This is a genomic window from Ruegeria sp. HKCCD7303 (assembly GCF_013111185.1).
Taxonomy (GTDB): domain Bacteria; phylum Pseudomonadota; class Alphaproteobacteria; order Rhodobacterales; family Rhodobacteraceae; genus Ruegeria.
Genome location: NZ_WVRE01000015.1, coordinates 1 through 18,713 on the forward strand (window position 1 = coordinate 1; position 18,713 = coordinate 18,713).

The window sequence follows — 18,713 nt, forward strand, 5'->3', positions numbered from 1 at the left end:
CGGTTGAGAGGGTCGATCTCGACGGAGATCTACAACCCGACTGGGTTCTGAATGAGTCTGGTTTTGCGTGTTCAAGCGCCGCATCTCTATATTGCGGAACTGGCGGATGCGTCTCGCACTTCTTGATTGAAGAGGAGGTGCACTCGTTGCTCAACCAAGGCTGGACGGTCATTGATTTTGGGCGTCAACGCGTTGTCGTCGCAGATATACATGGCTCTAATTGCGACGGAATAAACCCAACGCCTTGCTTCAGCGCCAGTACTTGGGATGCGGACGCTAAAACGTGGCGCTCGTCTGCTGGCGATTGGGAGTAAGCTGCATTTGAGCATTGCAGATAAGTCATTGGAGCTGTTTTGTTCGATGGGCTTTCTTTAGCACGCAATCTTATGGGCAAATCATGCACTCCGACTCGAAAGCACTCTGGCTTCTGTCGTTAGGTGCTCTCAAAACTGAGCCAAAGCCAGTGCCTTACAGCTATAAGTATATATAAGCTCGCATGTCTCAATACTTGATTGCAGAAATTTTCCAAAGGTTGTCCGCAATGAACCTGAAACGACGTCCTTCTTAAGACACCAGGGAACTAAAAAGGCGGTATGGTTTTGATGAAACTCCATACACACAGCCTCAACCCGCAATGTTAGGTTCTAGTCGTCCCAATAATCCTCTTCTTGCCGCCGCCGTTCTTCCGCGCAAGAGGAACAAAATCCAGTAGCATCCAGATAATCTGTTTTTCTGTCATCATCCACAAACGATGTAGGGACGCGCGTAACGCTGCATTCCTATCATTGATTTTATTCAGAAAATCTGGGTGTCGTCGCCCATAAGTTTGCACGATTCGCCCAAAAGTTTGCACGGTTCACTATACGCGCTCAATTGTCGATTGACTTAGCGTAGCTCGATCAACTTGAACGCACCAAAACTCAATCAAAAGTGCATTCTAGTTGGCAAAACTCAACCCAAACCACGCTTGGGCAGCAAAAACTCCAAAATGAAGTGGACAAGAGTGGCATGGCAGACCCCGTCATTCCGATAAGCTTACAAGCAGAAAAGGCGACCTAGGCGCTATTCACCGCCTACGGTTTGGAAGGTATTATCAAGCTGAAGACTAACGTTGCCGACGCCGCCTAATATCACCAGGCCGGTCTGGATTTTCCGGACCTTTCGATCCAACACGGGCTTAGGAGGAGCTTAGCCGATGACACACCCCGCATTTACCTCAGACTCTGTGGCCGTGATTACCGGGGGTGCTTCCGGCATTGGCCTCGCCGCCGCAGTGAAGTTCGCGCAAATGGGAATGCGCATTGTTATTGTTGATCGAGACACCGAGAAACTGGCGGCCGCGGCAAACATAGTGTCTGCCGCTGGCGCGGCCGATGTAATGACGTCTGAGACAGATGTCCGTGATCGTGCGCAGTTAGAGGCGTTGGAGCGGATGGTGGCAGACCGCTACGGAGGGACAGATATTCTGATGAACAATGCCGGTGTCGGAGGCAATTCATCGACAGTTGGCGACGCCGCGGCTTGGGACAATATGCTGGGTGTAAACCTATGGGGTCCGATCCACGGCACCCAGGTCTTCGCGCCAAACATGATCGCTCGTGGCAGACCAGGCGCAATCATCAATACAGGGTCCAAACAAGGCATCACGACACCGCCAGGTAACCCGGCTTACAATGTCTCCAAGGCGGCTCTCAAAGCCTTTACCGAGGCACTGTCCCACGAGCTCAGAACGGGCCCAGGTCATCAGATTACCGCGCATCTTCTGGTCCCAGGATTCGTCTATACCGGCATGATCTCCGCGCCCGAGAAGCCTGCCTCCGCCTGGACCGCTGAGCAGGCGGTCGACTTCTTTGTTGAAAGCGTGAACCGAGGGGATTTCTACATCCTTTGCCCCGACAATGACGTTTCACGCGATATCGATGAGAAACGCATTGCTTGGAGCGTGGGAGACATCATCGAAAATCGCCCACCTCTCAGCCGATGGCATCCAGACTATAAGAAAGCGTTCGCGGACTTCATGGCGAAGCCTGGCTGATCATCGCCATAGCCCAACAATCACGACAAGTTAGCGATTGAAGAATGCCGCCAGCTTTACAGTTGCCGACAGCCTGTCGCCTGTCACCATAATTGAACCTCATTAACAGTCTCATCTGGCCTGTCCAATTCTATTGTGTGTACCCGTTGTGGCGTAAAAAAACTTCGGTTCAGAAACGGGCGGAGAATTTTGTCGCTTGAACGCCTTGGACTTGCCCATTTGATTCAGAAGGTTTCGACACTTTCAGTGCAAACCTTTGAGTTTGCGACTATGGCCTTTCAAAACCTCGATTGCATCGCAATCCAGCCGTCGGCCCACATAATGCCGATATGACTAGAGACATTGAAGCTAGCGCTCCAATCTGTCACAGCCAACAAGTTGGATTGCTAGCTGATCTGCGCAAGAGAACGCCGAAAAAGCCGTAGGCTCATTAGTAACAAAGCAATTCCCAACAACGTCATCCAAACGAATTCCGGCCAGACAGTCTCAATACCAGCGCCTTTGAAAACAATAGCCTGACTTGCTGACATGTAATGGCGTGACGGCAGAACCAAAGTACCTGCCTGCAACCACGCCGGCTGACCTTCAATTGGGGTTTCGCCACCTGACAGCATTAGCATTGGCAGCACAATCAACATGACCAGAAGCGCGAACTGCGCCATAGAGCGTGCAATGGTTGCCAGAAACACCCCAAGCGCCGTCGCAGTAAAAAGAAACAACGCCGTGCCAACCAAAAACAACATCTTGGATCCAGCGATACTAATACCCAAAGAACCCTGCATCACAAATGTTAGTGAAAGACCAGCCGCTACCAAAACCACTGCTGCATTCGCCCAAATTTTAGCAATAGCTATGTCAAATGGGGCAAGCGGCATGGCAAGGAGATGTTCAATAGTCCCGTGCTCTCGCTCTCTAATCATTGCCGCTCCGGTCAATATAGTTGTGAGCCACATGATCTGGCCGATCAAAGCAACGATACCAGCAAAACGTACAGTATCTCTATTTGGGTTGAAGGCGCTTCTAAGGATGACACTGATTGAGGGAGCATCCACTAGATCGATACCAATTGCATAGCGATGTATTTCAGCGCTCAAGATACTGGTGATGTAGTTTGCACCAATACCGGCCTGTTCCATAGCGGTTGCGTCAATAAGAACTTGAATCTCCGGACTGCGCCCTGCGCGCAGATCCTTTTCGAATCCGGGGGGCACAGCCACAACGAAAATAAAGCGCCCAGCATCCATGTACGCTGGTCCTTTTCCGGGTTCGATTAGGACGACCGGTTGGAACTCTGGTGGGAAAAACGCTGTGGCAAGTGATCGAGAAAGAGGCGAGTCGTCTTCATCCGCAAACGCTATCGAGGCGTTGTTTACAGAACTTGCCACTCCCGTTGCTTCCATGATCGGGGCCAGCGTGAACGACCAGACCAACAATGCCATCATCACCCAATCACGGCGCAGGCTCATCACTTCTTTCAAGCCTAGCCAGAATATGCAGTAGAAGCGCTGCATTCACTTCTCCTGCGCCCGAAGACATAGGGCTGCGATCAGTGTCAGAACTGGTCCGAAGCAGGCGAGGGCCAGAATGTCTGGCGCAAGGGCCTCCCACCCCAAACCTTTAGTGAAGGCTCCAACGTTTAGGTGTAGGAAATATGAGGAAGGCCAAAGAGAGCCAACCACTTGTGCGCCTCCTTCAAGCGTTGAAACAGGTTGCAACAGACCTGAGAACTGGATTGTTGGGACAACTGAGGCGATGGCAGTTGCAAACGTGGCGGCCACCTGACTGGATGTCATTGTGGCGATCAACAACCCGTAGGATGTTGTTGCCCAAACGTAAAGAAGGGCGCCAACAGCCAAAGGGAAAGGGTTTCCTTTTAACGGTACCCCGAAAAGAAAAACTGTCATTCCGGCCAAAAGCAGAAAATTTGCGTAGGCGATCAAAATGTATGGAATTTGTTTGCCGACTAGAAATTCAAGCCGCGTGGTTGGTGTCACGTAGAAATTGACAACTGACCCCAGCTCTCGTTCCCTTGCTACGCTTACAGCAGTCAAAACAGCTGGCAACATAATCAGTAAGATAGCAGGCATTGCCGGAGCCATCGCGGCGATGCTTTCAAAGCTCTGATTGTAGCGAAACCGGGGTTCGATCCGGGCAATATCTATCTGGGTTTTGCCATTGCTATGGGCATATTCCGAGAGAAATGATTGGTGCAATCCGGAAACATAACCTTCAACCGTCTCACCTTTAAATGGGATAGCGCCGTCTACAGTTGCAAGTATCTGGGTCGGTTCACCCGTACTCATCTTTCGGTCAAAGTCAGGTGGCAACTCAACAACCAGAGAGACCTCACCTGCCACTAGACGGTCGCGCCCTTCGCTGGCGCTTTGCAGCGGCGATGTGGCTTTAAAGTAGGACGATCCGGCGAATTCAGCCGAATAAGCACGACTCTCCGGCCCCTGAGAAAGGTCAAGTACCGCGAATTCAAGTTCATCTATATCCAGCGTAATTCCAAAGCAAAAAACTAACATTAGAATAGCAGAACCCAGAAACGCGAAAGCCAGACGCACCGGGTCACGAGCTACTTCAACGGTTTCGCGCCGCGCATATGCCAATACACGAGAGAAATCCCTTCGACTGGCTTGGGATTTAGTCCCAAATTCTACTTCTGGCGCGACAACAGAGACTGGTTTTTCTGCTGCTTCCAATATCGAAATGAAAGCGTCTTCAAGGCTTTCCACCCCTTCAATAGCGATCAGTTCAGCCGGAGTACCTTCCGCTAGAACTCTACCAGCATGCATAAAAGAAACGCGATCACAGCGTTCCGCCTCGCCCATGAAATGAGTGGACACAAAGATTGTAACCGACTCATTTCGAGAGAGCTCAATCAGCAAATCCCAGAAGGAATCGCGCGCCTCTGGATCCACACCGGATGTTGGTTCGTCGAGAATTAGCACCCGCGGGCGGTGGATCACTGCTACGGCTAGCGACAGTCGCTGTTTGATCCCAAGGGGCAGTGCCGTCGCCAACGTATGCCGGTGTTCCTCGAGCCCAAAGCGCTCAGTGAGTTCCGAAACACGTTGTTCTCGGTCGGCAATTGCAAATATCCGCGCATGCAATTGTAGGTTCTGATGGACCGACAACTCGCCATACAAGGAAAAGGCCTGGCTCATGTAGCCGATTTCACGCCTCATTTTTCGATCATATGCATCGACAGGGTTGCCAAACAGCAGTGCTTCACCTGAGCTGGAAGGTAACAAGCCAGTCAACATCTTCATTGTCGTGGACTTGCCGCAACCGTTTGATCCTAGAAACCCGAATATCTCTCCTTGATTGATTGTGAAGTCGACGTTGTCTACGGCCGTGAAATCACCAAAGCGTCGTGTCAGTCCACGCGCAACTATCACTGGGCTTGCTTCGATCTGCACATTCGTTTTGTTTTTCCCCTCCGATTGGACGGGCAACTCCTGTGATCTCAGACGCCGATATGCAATTTCGAGGTCGTCATCACTCCCTTTCAATTCGGCGGGCTTCCCCTGAAAGATGACTTGACCCGCGTCCATCGCGACAATCCGGTCAAAACCGTCGGCTTCTTCCATGTACGCCGTTGAAACCAATACCGACAGTTCGGGGCTTTTTGCTCGGATTGCATCAATCAAAGCCCAGAACTGCCGACGCGACAACGGGTCGACCCCGGTCGTTGGCTCATCCAAAACTAAAAGTTTGGGGTCATGGATTAAAGCACAGCAAAGGCCTAGTTTTTGCTTCATCCCACCCGAGAGTTTGCCCATCAGACGGTCTTCAAACTGCGCAAGCCCTGTCGCAGCCAATAGCGCTACGATACGGTCATCCCGCTCTGAATGCCCTTGAGCAAAGAGACCTGAGAAGAACTCGAGGTTCTCGCGCACAGACAGCTCCGGGTACAGGTTTCGACCCAGCCCTTGCGGCATGAAAGCGATGGCTGGGCAAATCCTGTGTCGATGGCCAGAATTGCCGATCGGGCCGCCTAAAACGTCGATATTGCCGGATTGCAGTTTCTTTGCGCCAGTGATCAAACCAAGCAGTGTAGACTTTCCCACCCCATCCGGCCCGATAAAGCCCACAAGCTGGCCGCCTGGCAGTTCCAACGAAATAGAATCCAGTGCAACATGCTTACGATAGCGGTGCGTAACACCTGAAATTCGAATATCGCTGGTTTCACCCTCTACTCTCATTCGAAAAGCTCTGCTGGGATGCGTTGTTCCAGCGTCTCAGGCCAAGCAACGGCTGGGTTAAGCCGGATCACCGCGACACCGCGCAGACCGGTTTTGACGTGCTCGATCCGACTTTCAACCAAGTCTATTGGGATACGGACGCGAACGCGAAAAACCAGTTGCTCCCGTTCATCCAGGGTCTCGACCTGTTTGGGAGTGAATTGTGCCTCGGGAGAAACAAAGCTCACGAATGCAGGTATCGCATATTCCGGCAAAGCGTCGAGCACGATGCGAGCCTCAGCTCCAATGGGCAAAAGTCCGGCTTCACGCGCCGGAAGAAAAACTTCCATGTAAACATTCTCAAGGCCAAGAATAGTCAGGATTGGTTCGCCCGCGCCAACGACCTCTCCGGGTTCTGCAAGCCGGTAAAGCACGCGTCCGGGCAAAGGTGCCACTAGAGCGCTGTCTTCAATCTGTGCTTCGATCCTGCGCACTTCTGCCTCAGCGGCTGCAATACGGCTTTCTGCGGTTGCAACTCGGGCTTTGGCGGCGCCCAGTACTGCTGTAGCAACTTTATGAGTGGTATCGCGATCTTCAAAAATAGTTTTGGAGATATTTTGTCCTGCCAGCAACGCCGTGGCACGATCAAGCTCTTGCTCAGCCCTGCGCTGTTCGCTTTCGCGTTGCACAACGAGCGCTTCTGCTTCGGCCTTTGTTTGATTTGCCAATGCTACTTCGGCTCTAGCCCGATCCAGGGCCGCAGATAGCTCGTCTATGTCCATTTCGGCCAGGATTTGACCGGCTGCAACCATACTGCCCTCTGTTGCCGTTACCTTCGCAACCCGACCTGCATTAGTTGGTGCTATTTCGACTTGTTCCGCTTCAACCCGCCCGTTTCCTTGAACAAACCCAACCGGCAATTCATCGCCATCCTCGGCAACAACGACATACAGCAACGCACCAGCAATTACTAAACCAGCCAAAATAAGAAAAACCGATAGGCTTTTGGTCATAGCGTTTCACCTGAAACAGGGTTTCTGGCGCAGAGTTTAGTGTCTTAAAAGACTCAAAGCCTTGTTTTGGATCAAAACCGACCCGGACACCTCAGTGCCAAGCAATTGTTTGTATGAACACCGGTTTGGGTGTTGCAGGCTCTTTCGCGATAGGTGGGAAGAAGTAGACTTGAAGCGTTTTTGTTATCAGTTTGGTATTGAAACGGGTTGTTCTAACGCGCAATTGCGGTCGCCGCTAACCAGCTGCGCAATACAGCGAAAGGAAACACTATGACCAAAACACTAAGAGCTTGTTTGTCTTTGTGGTTGGTTGCAGTCGCTCCTGCGTATGCACAAGAACCTCCTCGTCTCGTTTTGCAGCTGACCGTTGACGCGTTTCGGGGCGATCTACCGACACGCTACTTTGAGAATCTTGGGGAGGGTGGCCTTAAGTATTTACTTGAAAACGGTGTACACTATGTGGACGCCCATCATTGCCATGCCAATACAGAGACTGTTGTCGGGCACGCCACATTGGCCACCGGGGCAACACCGGCAGTGCACGGGATGATCGGAAACATTTGGTTCGACACAACCCTAGACCGCCTTGTTTACAACGTTGAAGACAGCACCGCTCCGCTCCTTGGAGATGGCGCTGGCGTCAATGACGACATTGAAATTGACCCAACACAGGCGGCAGCTGGCACAGATGGGCGGTCACCACGCGCTATGCTTGTTACAACTCTTTCGGACGAATTAAGCGCTTCCACTGCTGGTGCGGCCAAGGTCTTTGGAGTTTCAATCAAAGACCGTGGGGCTATTACAATGGCGGGACAAAGCGGCAAAGCCTTCTGGTTCTCAAAAGCCGCAAACCGTTTTGTCACAAGCTCGTATTATTACGACAAATACCCGGATTGGGTTTCCGCCTGGAATGACGCATCGCCAAGCGCCTCCTTTGAAGGAACCTCTTGGGAATTGATGCACCCAAAGGAAGCCTATCTCTTTGGCGACCGTGACAACCAACCATGGGAGACGGATGTCGCCGGGTTCGGCACAACCTTTCCTCATCGCTATTCTTCGGCGCAAAATGGGTTTGACCCGCTGGAAGATCCCTACTTTACGACCTTTTTAACGCTTAGTCCCGCTGGTGACGATCTGACGGCGCAATTTGCCAAACGATTGATTGATGCCGAGGATATCGGGCAAGACGCGGTAGCGGATTATCTGGCGATTAGCTTCTCGTCCGTGGATTACGTCAACCATGTGTTTGGCCCCTCCAGTCTTGAAGCCGAGGACACGATATACCGCCTCGATCAGACTCTCATGAATCTCTTCGCGTTTATTGACGAACGGATTGGGCTGGAAAACGTTTTGATCGTTCTATCGGCGGACCACGGCACCACCGATGCGCCGGGCTATTTAGAGAGTGTTGGCATCCGAACTGGCCTTGTTGCTCCGGACACATGGGACCCGACGGAACAGATAGCCAGGCTTAAGGAGCGGTTTGGGATCACCGGGAAATTGCTTGAGGGTTATAATCACCCCTATCTCAATATCGCCCCCGAAGTATTGGCTCGCAGTGATATTGATTTACCCACGCTGGAGTCAGCTATTGCAGAAGAGCTTCTATCCTTTCCCGATGTGGCATTCGCCGCCCCCAGTACGGCTATCGAAGCAAACCTCCTGCCCGATACCGACATCATGCGCTTGGTCCGCAACAACTACCACCCCACCCGATCCGGGAACATATACGTAATCTTCAAACCCGGCTGGTTCATCGCGGACTTCGATGGTCTGTCTGTCACATCCACCCACGGGTCACCGTGGCGCGGTGACACACATGTGCCGATTATCTTTGCTGGACCGAACTTAAAACCGCAACGGGTCGCACGCCGTGTTTGCACGACTGCTCTCGCATCCACACTGTCAGCATTATTGAGCACGGCACGTCCTAATGGTGCGAGCGGTGAGGTACTACAAGAAGTCTTGGATTAGACCGCTGTGAAGCGCGAGACCTGATACTGAAGCACGCTAGGCCAGACCGCGACGACATCGTCCACAAAGCGATCCTCATATTCGTTGCTTCTTGGCGACTACGGAAACCGCCCAACGTAGCATTCTTTAGCATACATAAATGCGAAGCAGACCTTCACGGAACATATCGTTCCGGCTTCGGAGACTGAATACTCTCCAAATACTCAGCAACTTCGATTAGTCTGGAAGGAATACGCGTAACCAAACCATTCCCCGTATCGAATTCGACAGTAGGGCCGTCGTTCAACTCGTTGATTATTGGCATGTCATCGCGAGGTTCTTGAACTTTCAAATAACCGTCCAAGATCGACATGACCTCCAACATGGGCCACACGCCTCCCCTACGGTCGGAAATCTTTGTTAAATCAGCAGGATCAGTTTTCAAATCAGCTGCGTCAGGCCCTTTTCCAGATGCATCGATTCCGTGACATCTGGCGCAATGCTCAACAAAGAAGTTTTTGCCAAGGTCCGAAAACTCATCGGCCGCAGACGTCGTTGCAACCGAACTAATGCCCATGCTTGCAACGATCATAAAGTGCCTCATAAGCCGGAGGTCCTTTGCAACACGAGAGTTTACTACAACAGAAATGGACCGACATCTTCCCCCGGTCAACGTCGGTCCTTTACAATTTAACATCTACTATCCTGTGGCCCAAAACCGATTTATGGGGACAGGCAGCAACGAGCTCAGAACAGCTTCACTATTTAACATTCGAAATTTAGCATGTGAAGGCGCTCGGCTCTTTGACATAAATCATATGTCACCTCGCAGTCTGCCAGAATTGGACTCGACACGCCAATTCGGCCAAATGATTTTGAGTGACTGCTTACGCCTAGCAGAACACGGCGCTTCACAATGCTAGGCCTGCAATTGTCACCGGGTCAAAAAAGGTGCAAGTCCAGAACACCGGCAAACGATCAATTACTGACCTAACGCCAAGAACACCAATCTACTGTTGGATGCCTTCTAAGAAAAACAATAACCCTGCTAACTCGCGCGGGGTGGGCGTCAAGACACCCTCGATTTCAACCGGAACCAGGTCTTCCGCCATTTCCCCGCCAAATTCCGGCATAACCCGAGCAAGATGGCTGTTTCCTGGGTCGCCATAGATGTAGCTTAGGGCCCGTGCTTGAGGGAAAGTGCCTCCGTTCTTCGCGCTCAATGTTGTCAAATCTGTTGGCGCAACGGAAAGACCGCTGCTTGCCGGGCCACCGCCTCTACCATCCACACCATGACAAGAAGTACAGTTTTCTGAGAAAAAGGCTGCCCCATCAGCGCGAGTGGGCATGACATCGGCGTCAGGATACAAATCTGTACACGACGCTGTGGCCAGAGCAATAAATCCAACCGATAATATAACCCACCTTTTATCGTGCATGCTCAACCCCGGCTTTTAATCCAGCCTACGGTCTATTGTAGCACCTGGCAATGACAGCAACTGGGGTTAAAAATCAGGAAGGGTCAACTTTACAGACTCTTACAAGAACTTGGACATTGCCGCTCACCAAGGGGGGTGAAAGCTATTTCTAGACCTTCTATGTCTGCGGGCATTTCACTTTTGAGAATCTAAGCAGAGTATTCAACAATCAGGATTGGGAGATCCAAACATGCTGGAAGCTTCGTCCCGAATAGTTTGGCTCGAAGCGATAGGGGCTGTCCTAATGATCGTACTTGGGTCCGGGCTGCACTTTGCATTTGTTTTGCTTGGAAGTTGGACGCCAATGGCGCTTGTGGCAGCTGTCAACGAGTCAATTTGGGAACACTTAAAACTGGCTTTTTGGCCAGGCTTGTTTTGGGCCTGCCTAATGCCGCTTCCACACCGACTTACAAGAAGGGACGTATTTAGTGCTAAAGGAGTTAGCCTCGCAATTACTTCTATTTTGATTGTAATAGTATTCACAGCATACACAGCGATACTTGAGCGCAACTTTTTGTTGATTGATATTGGAATATTTGTTGCAGCAATTTGCATCGGCCAGATCGTGTCAATTCTGCTGCTTGCTTACGAAGATCAAATACCTGCACTCATTCATGTATTCGGCCTGGTTCTCCTTGGAGTTCAAGTCGTCGTCTATAGTACCCTAACATTTTTCCCTTTTAATCACTGGCTGTTCATTGAAGCACAATCTGGCACGATAGGTATTCCTGCCCGTTGGATGGACAATCGGTCCTATTGGTGACGCATGCTTGCATCCCCATGAATTTCAAAGACGGTTTTCCCAAGCTTGACGGGCCCTAAACAGGGCGTTTGAGTAGAGGCATGGACCGTTGGGTTTCGGATTCGATTGCCAAGATCAATGCAGATGCTCACCGCTCTGCCGATACGCACCTTTTCAAGCTTCCCGTTCGGGGGCTGAAGGGCGTAGACATCTATCTCAAGGATGAAAGTACACATCCCACTGGCAGCCTCAAGCACAGGCTGGCACGCTCGCTTTTCCTTTATGCGCTTGTAAACGGGAAAATAAGGGAAGAGACACGTGTAATAGAAGCCTCGTCTGGCAGCACCGCCGTTTCAGAAGCTTACTTCGCCCGTATGATCGGAGTGCCTTTTACCGCGGTTCTCCCAAAATCTACCGCCAAGAGCAAAATCGACCTAATCCGGTTCCAAGGTGGGGAAATCCACTTCGTCGATACGGCGCCGGACATGCACCAGGCCTCGGTTGAACTGGCAGCTGAAGTCGGTGGCTACTTCATGGATCAGTTCACTTACGCCGAGCGAGCGACGGATTGGAGAGGCAACAACAACATTGCAGAAAGCCTTTTCCGTCAGATGGAACGAGAGCCACATCCAATTCCATCGGTTATTGTGATGAGCGCGGGAACTGGCGGAACTTCAGCAACGCTGGGGCGGTACATTCGCTACAAAGGCTTTAATAGTGAATTGGTTGTTGTGGACCCAGAAAACTCAGTGTTTTTTGATAGCTTTCAAACTGGAGACAGGACCCTGACCCGCCCCTGTTCAAGTCGTATTGAAGGTATCGGACGTCCCAGGGTGGAAAAGTCATTTTTGGCAGATGTAATCGACCGGATGATCCAAGTGCCCGATGCGGCAAGCATTGCGACTATGCTCTGGCTTGAAGATCGGATCAGGCGGCGAGCGGGCCCATCAACAGGCACAAACCTTTGGGGGGCTTTGCAAATTGCGCAAGAGATGGAGGCTGCCGGACGATCTGGCTCCATTGTCACTATTCTGTGTGACGACGGAAACCGTTATCTCGACACCTACTACGATCCAGAATGGGTGATGGAAAACTTCGGCGAAACCGCCTCTTACGAAGCTATTTTGGCGGGATATCACTGAATTCAAACGAAGAGGACAAAATGAAAAAGGCGAAATTTGCGTTTGCTGCGCTTCTGGCATCAATGGTTGCAGTGTTGTTTTGCGCCACAATAGTTTTGGCCTCCTCTCAGGAAGCACAACGGATCATCGAAAGCGCGGCTGCTGATTGCAAAGACTTCGAGAATGGAGAGTTTGATCAGGGTGACGCTGTGACCGAGATCGAGCTGCGCTCACAGTTTGGCACGGCTAAGGCTGAACTCGTAGATGGAAGTCAGTATTCCTGCTCTTCTGCTGCCTCTATGTACTGCGGAACAGGGGGTTGCATGCTCAGTCTTATCGTCGACGGTGAGATCATGTCGTGGCAGGCAACGGGTTGGCGTCTTATTGACTGGGGGCCTGACCGTATACTGCTTATTGGACGAGACGGTGGTTGGTGCGGAGGCGCAGGAGCCGAGGTTTGTTACGAGGCGCTAGTTTGGAGCAATGGGAAGATTTTAACCGTTGGTTCGGCGCCAGAGTAAGCCCGCGCAGCGCTAGCGGTTGTTTTACGCGCCTGGCCTGGTGGGCCAGAACTTTTGGATCAAGCTTGATCTGTTCGACGGCGATTTCCTAAACCATCGGTGTCGCGCCAGTTTCCATCCGATACAACTGTCCGCCCTTTAGGAGCATCACCACCATCACTGACTCCTTGTCGCCGCTGGGAAATACCATGAACTGGTGTGTGACGAGAATATCGTCGTTCTCATAAACGATGCGATAGTTCCGGCGTACCGGTCTTGGTCCGTCAGCGGACCAAATGTTTACCATTTCGGCCTTGTGCAGGTCTTTTCCAAGCTGATGGCGGACAAATGCGAAGTCGTCGTGAATCATGGCTTCAAATGCTTGCCTATCGCGAGCGTCAAAGGCGGCTTTCCATCTGGCGGAGAATTTCATGCACATCCTTTCGACCGTAACCTCATCACCTTGCAACAGATATTGATGCTCCTTCTGGTGTTCCAACCATGATCTGCATCAAAACAGTGCTGGCACTCAGCGAGGGAGTAGAGCTTTGCTGCGCACTTCGCGCCGGATGAAATCGATCAGCAGCCTCGTGCGCAGGGGTACAGCCGCGCTGGTAGAAAACACGATGTGTAGCGGGATGTTTGGCGGTTCCCACTCCGGCAGAACGCGCTCAAGCTGTCCGCTTGCCAGTTCTTTCGCCATCACCCACTCCGGCATCATTACGATCCCGGCGCCGTTTCTCGCATATTCAACAAGCGTGTCGCCCTGATCGGCTGCAAACCCGCCTGCCACCACTACGTCTCGCTCCTTGCGCCCTTTAGTTAGACGCCATGTTTGTGTCGCGCGCATACGTGAGAATACGAGACATTCATGATTGGCCAAATCTTCGGGCTGATCCAGCCGTCCCGCTTGTTCCAGATACGAAGGCGCAGCTGCCAGGATCAGAGGGTTGGAGGATAGGCGTGATGCAACGAGTGCTGAGTCCTCCATGTGTCGTGCGCGAACAGCAACATCAATACCCTCACCTATGATATCGATGTGATCCTCGGTCAGAAACGAGGCGACGCGTATTTCGGGATATTCCCGACAAAACGCGACCAGAAGCGGGGCGATCACCAGGCGCGACAGAACAGGTGACATGGAAAGGCGCACTGTGCCAGCGGGTGTTCCTGCATCGGTTCGAATGCGGGAATCCGCCGCGTCAACGTCTTCAAGGATTTGGAGGCAGCTCTCGAAATAGGTCTCCCCCAAAGCAGTTAGAGTGATGCCGCGCTGGTTGCGCCGCAGCAGTTGTGTGCCGAGATGTTTCTCCAACGCTGCGACCCTTTTGCTGATGGTGCCCTGCGCCATACCTTCCAGCCTTGCAGCTTCTTGGAAGCTCTTATTCTGGGCGACTCGCACAAAGGCGCTCATTGCAACAAGTTGATCCAATTATAAAATTCCTTTTTAGAATTTTAGTTATTCTAATTGAGATATTGATTTAATTGCATGCGTTGTGCAACTCCAGTGGCAGCAATACAACCAGTCAACTGAAATCAGGATCCAAGCGCAGACCTGCCCGAACCCCTTTGGCAGGTGCCGGGAGAGCTTTGTTTTCTGCCTTTCTGGACAACAAAATAGAAAGGAACCGGAGTGACAAAACTATCTGAACGACTCTCGGATTTGTCGATCCTGATCGGTGATGTCGAGGCGCGAGCAGAAGCCTTTTTCGCCGAAACCGGTGACAGGCGCGAGCAGCGTATCAAGGCGCTCAAAGACACTCTTCGAAGGCATCAAAGCCAAATGGAGTCGCGCATTCAATCGACTGAAAGCGAGATCGCAGTGGCCTGGCAAGACCTAGCCGAACGTCTAACAGAGCGCTCCGAAATGGCGCGCGCGCAGTTGGTTTCAACCAAAACACGGGCCGATGCCCATCTCGCAGATCGTTGCGCCGCGCAACTTGAGCAAAACGCAGCTCTGGCATTGGACTTCGCGTTGGTTGCGATGGAAGATGCCGAGCTCTCCGCTCTTGAAGCAGTCGATGCGCGTCTTTTGGCAGACGAACTTGCACGTTTGTCGGACCTGGCAAAACCACGCTCCGATTAACCCGAACTCACCGACTTAGCTCATTTCTAGGAGGCAATACGATGAATCTTCCCCACAAACTTGGGCTTACTACGGCCCTGTTCTTCGCCGGGGTCCAATCTACCCTCGCTATTGAACCCGATGGTCCCCACATGGCTCATTCTGAACGTAACGCTGCCGCTTGGGCTGCCGAAGACGAAGCCATTGACGCCAAGCTGGCTGAGCTGGAAGCTAAGTTCGGCAAGAAGCCCAACATCATATACATTCTGACCGACGATGTCGGCTGGGGCGAACTGGGTTGGCAAGGTGGTGGTAAGCACCGCGGAACACCCTCGGATGCTCTCGACCAGATGGCCTTTGAAGGAATGCGCTTCTGGTCGGGCTATGCTGAGCCCTCATGCACGCCCACACGGATTGCGATCAACACCGGTCGACACCCTGTGCGCACGGGCCTTTTGAGCGTGCTTTGGCCTGGCTCGGTGGAGGGACTTTCTCCTGAAGAAGTCACCACTGCCGAGATTCTTTCGGAAGTAGGTTACAACACTGCCATGTGGGGCAAATGGCACCTCGGTGACCTGCCTGAACACGCGCCTGAGAACCAAGGTTATGACTATGCCTACTATGGCCTCTTCAACGGTGCTCCGGACTACTGGCAAGCCTCATTCGAGGACCCGAACGGAACTTTCCCTTTTGCTGACTTCCCCGGCTACGACCAGTACGAGGAACTCACAGGGATCGACCTGTCCATCGGTGGCTATGTCGGTCGCAAGGGTGAGGGACGAACTCCTATCGAAGGCGTTGCAGGTGACCTTTCCCCCGAGCGTCAAGAAGCCTTTGAAAACGAGTCCATCGCTCAGATCACCCAATTCGTAAAAGATCACGCCAACGACGAGAATCCCTTCTACATCTACTGGGCTTCCTACGCGCAGCAGATTGCGCCAAGCCAAGAGTTTGCAGACGCCGATCACGTGGACAAGAACAATCGCCAAGCGTCGTTCATGGCGATGCATAACCAGCATGTCGATCAGCTTTTGACGACGCTGAAGGCTGAGGGCATTGCCGAGAATACATTGGTTGTATGGACCAGCGACAACGGGCCAATGTACGCCTTCTGGCCAACCGCCGGTTACACGCTTCTGCGTGGTGCCAAAGGGGACGTACTAGAAGGTGGTGTGCGCGTGCCAGTAATGGCTTGGTGGCCGGGTATGATCAAGCCAGGTCAGCATCCGACGGATATTGTGCACGTGACCGATTGGTTTACCACGGCTGCGCGTATCGGTGGTGCGATGGATCTGATCACCGACGACCGGATCACCGACGGTGTGGACCAGACTTCACTTCTGCTGAACGGTGAAGGCCACGGACGTCGCCAGTTCATGGCTCACTACAGCGCCGACACGCTTGGAGCCTTCCGCTTCGAAGATCACAAGATCCACATCACCGAGGGGCACGGCGGTCTGCCTGGCATGGATTTCTACAATGTCATGCGCGATCCCGGCGAGAAGTATGGCGCGCTCTATCCAGGTCTATGGGTGGTGCAGCCAATGCAGCAGATCCTGCAACAGCACATGGGTCGTGTAGAGCAGTTCCCGCACCGCGCCCCAATGACCCCAGAAGAGGCCCGCCTCAGCGCCGAAGGTCATTGAAACAGGTTGGCGGGTCATCCCTGAGATGGCCCGCTTCGCTTCCATTCTTAGGACAAGACAATGAAAACCACTTTGCTCAATACTGCCATCACCATTGCGCTTCAAAGCGTTGGTACGGCCGCCCAATCCGAGGCAATTCCCCTCAGCGGCCAGAGTGAAACAGAATGGCGCCACACCCTTTCGATCTACGCGTTTCTACCGGTTAGAACAAAGGGAGACTCGACGGTTGCAGGAACAACCGTTCCACTCGATCTCGATTTTGGCGATGCACTGGAACTCCTTGATTTCGCCGCAGCCGGTAGATTCGAAGCCTGGCGCGCCGATTGGGGTTTCATAATTGACGCCAACTATGTTTCGCTTGAAGCCGATGGCAGCTTGCCCACACCTGGAAGCGCCTCGTTCAGCGCTGATATTCGTCAAGAATGGCTGGGTTTATATGCAGCGTACAAGGCCGTTGACGCAATCGGGGGTAACGGGCAGCGCTACGCCATCGATCTACAGGCTGGCGCGCGCTACAACTCGTTGCGTCAGGAGATTACAGTAACATCTCCGGCACCAATCCCTGTGTTGGGCGGCGATGAAGGCTGGTGGGAACCGGTAATCGGTGCACGCGGCACTTGGGTGCTTAACGAGCGGTGGACTGCAATTGCATCCTTGGAACTTGGCGGCTTTGGCGCAGGCGGCAACGACCTGCAAATCGGAGCCAATGTTGGTGTAGATTGGCGTCCGTGGGAGACAACTTCGCTGTTCTTTGGGTGGCGATATTTCAGCATGGACTACAGCGACACGCTGTCCACGGGGCCGTTCGAATATGACGTCGATCAGCACGGGCCGGTTCTTGGAGTCAAATTCAGGTTCTGATTTTGGGTCTAGATAAAAGCAAGTTCGTTGTGGCGATTAACAAATGTGAAGCGTCACGCTAAAAATCGCACGGGTATTTGCCGTTTTCTGACAAACTGCAAAGTCCACAACTAAGTCGTTGCCCCGATTGTGTCGAAAATCCGCGGATAGTAGAAACTGCCGTTTAAGTTCGAGACACTTCATAGATCCTGAACCTAGACTTAGGCGGAGATCACCATCCCGATTCTTCAAAACCTTGCTTGCATCGCAATCCAGCCGTCGGCGCGTATAATGCGAATATGACAAGAGATATTGAAGCAAGCGCTAAGTCAATCGCTGATGCCCTGACCTCTGCCCAGCAGATATCTAAACTGTCCTCAGAGGCCGAACAGCTAACGCTGGATGAAGCATATTCGATTGCAAGTCGCGTCCGAGAGCTACAGGGCAAAAAGAGAGTTGGCCGGAAGGTCGGCTTCACGAACCGCACGATTTGGCCTGTTTATGGTGTAGATCAACCCATTTGGGGAGAGGTTCACTCAGATGGGCTGTTTTCGACTGATCAGCCGGTAAACTTGGCAAGGTATTCAGAACCGAGAATCGAACCAGAAATCGTACTCGGCCTTGGCTATGCGCCGACGGCTGAAATGAACAATGAGCAGTTGGCAGGTTGCGTGGAGTGGGTCGCTCCAGGATTTGAAATTGTGCAATCGATTTATCCCGGCTGGAAATTCTCGGTCGAAGATTCAATCGCAGCACAAGGATTGCACGGCTGCCTTGTTCTTGGCGACAAAATCGAGGCTACGCATGATGTTTTGACCGGCTTGGCCGAAGTGCCACTAGCATTATTCAAGGGTGCCGAGGCCATCGAGTCCGGCAAAGGTGAAAACGCGCTCGGCGGCCCAATTGAAGTCTTGGCTCATCTAGTGTCTCTGCTCTCCGAAGCCGACCAGCTTCGGGGAGGCGAGCTGGTTACAACCGGCACTTTGACAGACGCATGGCCAGTGTCTCCGGGTGAAGAATGGTCAGCTGGTTTTGGTGGCGTGATGGAAACTGAGCTATCGGTACGATTTACATGAGGCTTTGGTAGAGTGGTGACGCCGACTGCACCAAAGAAAAGTTGCTCTCAATAG

General features: G+C 52.4%; 16 protein-coding genes and 1 pseudogene. 10 read left to right on the forward strand and 7 right to left on the reverse strand.

What is annotated here, in order from left to right:
• Both GS630_RS22300 and GS630_RS21655 read left to right on the forward strand, forming a co-directional pair.
• Positions 1-314, forward strand: a pseudogene (locus GS630_RS22300) (hypothetical protein); the annotation flags it as partial.
• An 881-nt stretch (positions 315-1,195) separates the two neighbouring features.
• A complete protein-coding gene (locus tag GS630_RS21655; RefSeq protein ID WP_171621521.1) occupies positions 1,196-2,035 on the forward strand; it encodes an SDR family oxidoreductase in 840 nt (279 codons plus the stop codon).
• A gap of 386 nt (positions 2,036-2,421) precedes the next feature.
• Here the strand turns inward: GS630_RS21655 and GS630_RS21660 are convergent, their stop codons facing one another.
• From GS630_RS21660 to GS630_RS21670, 3 genes are read right to left on the reverse strand one after another with little or no spacing between them, the layout of a single operon-like run.
• A complete protein-coding gene (locus GS630_RS21660) occupies positions 2,422-3,546 on the reverse strand; it encodes an ABC transporter permease (RefSeq protein WP_171181972.1) in 1,125 nt (374 codons plus the stop codon).
• Entirely contained in the window at positions 3,547-6,246 is a 2,700-nt protein-coding gene (rbbA, locus tag GS630_RS21665; RefSeq protein WP_171621522.1) for a ribosome-associated ATPase/putative transporter RbbA, read from the reverse strand. It abuts the gene before it with no gap.
• Complete coding sequence (locus tag GS630_RS21670) at positions 6,243-7,238, reverse strand: HlyD family secretion protein (protein ID WP_171181977.1); 996 nt, start codon at positions 7,236-7,238, stop codon at positions 6,243-6,245. Before GS630_RS21670 ends, rbbA begins: the two co-directional genes overlap by 4 nt.
• A 270-nt stretch (positions 7,239-7,508) precedes the next feature.
• Here GS630_RS21670 and GS630_RS21675 point away from each other — a divergent pair, with 270 nt between their 5' ends.
• A complete protein-coding gene (locus tag GS630_RS21675) occupies positions 7,509-9,212 on the forward strand; it encodes an alkaline phosphatase family protein (protein ID WP_171621523.1) in 1,704 nt (567 codons plus the stop codon).
• A 154-nt stretch (positions 9,213-9,366) separates the two neighbouring features.
• Here GS630_RS21675 and GS630_RS21680 read toward each other — a convergent pair whose 3' ends face one another.
• Positions 9,367-9,783 carry a c-type cytochrome gene (locus GS630_RS21680; protein WP_171621524.1) on the reverse strand — a complete coding sequence of 139 codons (417 nt, stop codon included), beginning with the start codon at positions 9,781-9,783 and terminating at the stop codon, positions 9,367-9,369.
• Between the two features lie 418 nt (positions 9,784-10,201).
• Positions 10,202-10,630 carry a cytochrome c gene (locus GS630_RS21685; protein ID WP_253285976.1) on the reverse strand — a complete coding sequence of 143 codons (429 nt, stop codon included), beginning with the start codon at positions 10,628-10,630 and terminating at the stop codon, positions 10,202-10,204.
• Between the two features lie 229 nt (positions 10,631-10,859).
• Here GS630_RS21685 and GS630_RS21690 point away from each other — a divergent pair, with 229 nt between their 5' ends.
• The 3 genes from GS630_RS21690 (at position 10,860) to GS630_RS21700 (ending at position 13,053) form a co-directional block, all read left to right on the forward strand.
• Positions 10,860-11,432, forward strand: a complete 573-nt coding sequence (locus GS630_RS21690) for a DUF6512 family protein (RefSeq protein ID WP_171621525.1) — start codon at positions 10,860-10,862, stop codon at positions 11,430-11,432.
• 80 nt (positions 11,433-11,512) lie between these two features.
• A complete protein-coding gene (locus GS630_RS21695; protein WP_171621526.1) occupies positions 11,513-12,553 on the forward strand; it encodes a PLP-dependent cysteine synthase family protein in 1,041 nt (346 codons plus the stop codon).
• A 20-nt stretch (positions 12,554-12,573) separates the two neighbouring features.
• Positions 12,574-13,053, forward strand: a complete 480-nt coding sequence (locus GS630_RS21700; protein WP_171621527.1) for a hypothetical protein — start codon at positions 12,574-12,576, stop codon at positions 13,051-13,053.
• Between the two features lie 88 nt (positions 13,054-13,141).
• Here GS630_RS21700 and GS630_RS21705 read toward each other — a convergent pair whose 3' ends face one another.
• Positions 13,142-13,531, reverse strand: coding sequence for a nuclear transport factor 2 family protein (locus tag GS630_RS21705; protein WP_171621528.1), 390 nt, complete (start codon positions 13,529-13,531; stop codon positions 13,142-13,144).
• Between the two features lie 30 nt (positions 13,532-13,561).
• On the reverse strand, positions 13,562-14,464 hold the full coding sequence (locus GS630_RS21710; RefSeq protein WP_171621529.1) for a LysR family transcriptional regulator: 903 nt from the start codon (positions 14,462-14,464) through the stop codon (positions 13,562-13,564).
• Positions 14,465-14,665: 201 nt separating this feature from the next.
• On the opposite strand from GS630_RS21710, the gene GS630_RS21715 reads away from it, so the two are divergent.
• The 4 genes from GS630_RS21715 to GS630_RS21730 all read left to right on the forward strand — a co-directional run bounded on the left by GS630_RS21715 (position 14,666) and on the right by GS630_RS21730 (position 18,659).
• A complete protein-coding gene (locus GS630_RS21715) occupies positions 14,666-15,118 on the forward strand; it encodes a hypothetical protein (protein ID WP_171621530.1) in 453 nt (150 codons plus the stop codon).
• A 41-nt stretch (positions 15,119-15,159) separates the two neighbouring features.
• Complete coding sequence (locus GS630_RS21720) at positions 15,160-16,743, forward strand: sulfatase-like hydrolase/transferase (RefSeq protein ID WP_171621531.1); 1,584 nt, start codon at positions 15,160-15,162, stop codon at positions 16,741-16,743.
• A gap of 60 nt (positions 16,744-16,803) precedes the next feature.
• Positions 16,804-17,604 carry an outer membrane protein gene (locus tag GS630_RS21725; protein ID WP_171712243.1) on the forward strand — a complete coding sequence of 267 codons (801 nt, stop codon included), beginning with the start codon at positions 16,804-16,806 and terminating at the stop codon, positions 17,602-17,604.
• Between the two features lie 239 nt (positions 17,605-17,843).
• Positions 17,844-18,659 (forward strand): 2-keto-4-pentenoate hydratase, encoded by an 816-nt coding sequence (locus GS630_RS21730; protein WP_216604518.1) that lies wholly within the window; start codon positions 17,844-17,846, stop codon positions 18,657-18,659.
• The last annotated feature ends 54 nt before the right edge of the window (positions 18,660-18,713 follow it).